This window comes from Variovorax sp. P4_D9, from assembly GCF_056401695.1.
In genome coordinates this window covers 1-2,171 of record NZ_JBFUIU010001171.1, presented here as the reverse complement: position 1 = coordinate 2,171, position 2,171 = coordinate 1, and the positions used below count along the sequence as shown (strand labels likewise).

Annotated in this window: 2 protein-coding genes; both read left to right on the top strand. The window is 65.3% G+C overall.

Translation table 11 applies throughout. The features are described from left to right. Positions 1–173: 173 nt before the first annotated feature. A complete protein-coding gene (gene phaR / locus AC1DY5_RS52520; protein WP_478122165.1) occupies positions 174–722 on the top strand; it encodes a polyhydroxyalkanoate synthesis repressor PhaR in 549 nt (182 codons plus the stop codon). Between the two features lie 39 nt (positions 723–761). Beyond that, positions 762–2,168 (top strand): 30S ribosomal protein S12 methylthiotransferase RimO, encoded by a 1,407-nt coding sequence (gene rimO, locus AC1DY5_RS52515; protein WP_478122164.1) that lies wholly within the window; start codon positions 762–764, stop codon positions 2,166–2,168. Positions 2,169–2,171 lie beyond the last annotated feature (3 nt).

The following is a 2,171-nucleotide window of genomic DNA, read 5'->3' as shown; positions in this document are numbered from 1 at the left end:
ACCGACGACCGTCCCGAATCGGGCGCCTGCAAGGTCTGCGGCGCCGAATACGCCACCACGCTCGACTAGCCTGGGCTCGGCGCCTGCCCGTGGGGCAATCCCGGTCAGGGTAAACCTTGGCGCGGTGCAGCAAAACCGCTCCCTAGAATTGCTCGCGCGCCCTGGCGCCCAACATGAAGGAGTTTCTAGTGCAGAGCAAGAAGTCCGGCGACAAGCCGGTCCAGCGGGTGATCAAGAAGTATCCGAACCGAAGGCTCTACGACACGGAAACCTCCAGCTACATCACACTTGCCGAGATCAAACAGCTGGTCATGAACAACGCTTCGTTCGTGGTCCGCGATGCCAAGACCGGCGACGACCTCACGCGAAGCATCCTGCTGCAGGTCATCCTCGAGGAAGAGGCCGGCGGAGCGCCGATGTTCTCGGAGCAGGTGCTGGCGAGCATCATCCGCTTCTATGGCCAGGCGATGCAGAGCTACATGGGGCCCTACCTCGAAAAGAACATCCAGGCGATGTCCGAGGTTCAGGCTCAGCTGAGCGAAAAGGCCGAAGGCCTGTCGCCCGAGATGTGGGCCAGGTTCATGGCGGCGCAGTCGCCGGTGCTCCAGGGCCTGATGGGCAACTACGTCGAGCAGTCGAAGAACGTGTTCCTGCAGATGCAGGAGCAGATGCAGAAGAACACCGAGCAGGTGCTGGGCGCTTTCGGCCTCAAACGCCCCTGATTGAGACCGGGCGTCCGATAGCTGGGACAATAGGCGGATATGAGCGAAGTTGCCTCCCCTGAACGAACTGCCGCGCCGCCGGCCCCCAAAGTCGGCTTCGTGAGCCTGGGCTGCCCCAAGGCCCTGACCGATTCCGAACTGATCCTCACCCAGTTGAGCGCCGAGGGCTACCAGACCTCCAAGACCTTCGAGGGCGCCGACCTGGTGATCGTCAACACCTGCGGCTTCATCGACGACGCGGTCAAGGAGAGCCTGGACACCATCGGCGAGGCGCTGGCCGAGAACGGGCGGGTGATCGTCACCGGCTGCCTGGGCGCGAAGACCGGCGAACAGGGCGGCAACCTGGTGCGCCAGRTGCATCCGAGCGTGCTGGCGGTTACCGGCCCCCATGCCACCCAGGAGGTCATGGATGCGGTCCATGCCAACCTGCCCAAGCCGCATGACCCGTTCATCGACCTGGTTCCCCAGGCCTTCGGCATCGCGGGCCTGAAACTGACCCCGCGGCACTACGCCTACCTGAAGATCAGCGAAGGCTGCAACCACCGCTGCACCTTCTGCATCATTCCGTCGATGCGTGGCGACCTGGTGTCACGGCCGGTCGGCGATGTGCTGTCCGAAGCCAAGGCGCTGTTCGAGGGCGGCGTGCGCGAGCTGCTGGTGATCAGCCAGGACACGTCGGCCTACGGGGTCGACGTCAAGTACCGCACCGGCTTTTGGGACGGCAAGCCGGTCAAGACCCGCATGCTCGAACTGGTGCGAACGCTGGGCGAGATCGCCGAGCCCTACGGCGCCTGGGTCCGCCTGCACTACGTGTACCCGTACCCGAGCGTCGACGAGGTCATCCCCCTGATGGCCACTGGCCAGGTGCTGCCCTACCTCGATGTGCCGTTGCAGCACAGCCATCCGGATGTGCTCAGGCGCATGAAGCGTCCGGCCAGCGGCGAGAGGAACCTTGAGCGCATTGCGCGCTGGCGCGAGGTGTGCCCCGAGCTGGTGATCCGCAGCACCTTCATCGYCGGCTTCCCCGGTGAGACCGATGCCGAGTTCGAGCACCTGCTCGACTTCATCCGCGAGGCCGGGATCGACCGTGCCGGCTGTTTCGCCTACAGCCCGGTCCAGGGTGCCGCCGCCAATGAGATTCCGGGGATGCTGCCCGAGGCCGAGCGTGAGGCCCGCCGTGCGCGCTTCATGGAAGTCGCCGAAGCCGCCTCAATCGCCAAGCTGCGCCAGCGTATCGGCGCCACCATGCAGGTGCTGGTCGATTCGGCGCCGGCCATGGGTCGAAAGGGCGGCGTTGGCCGGAGCTACGCCGATGCGCCCGAGATCGACGGCATCGTGCGGCTGCTGCCGCCGGAGAAGATCAGCAAGACGCTCAAGGTGGGCGAGTTCACCCGGGCCCGAATCGTCGGCGCCGAGGGCCACGATCTGATCGCACTGCCCATCTGATCG

Excerpts from the sequence above, each read along its gene's own strand:
- phaR (WP_478122165.1), top strand. The coding sequence starts at position 174 with ATGAAGGAGTTTCTAGTGCAGAGCAAGAAGTCCGGCGACAAGCCGGTC.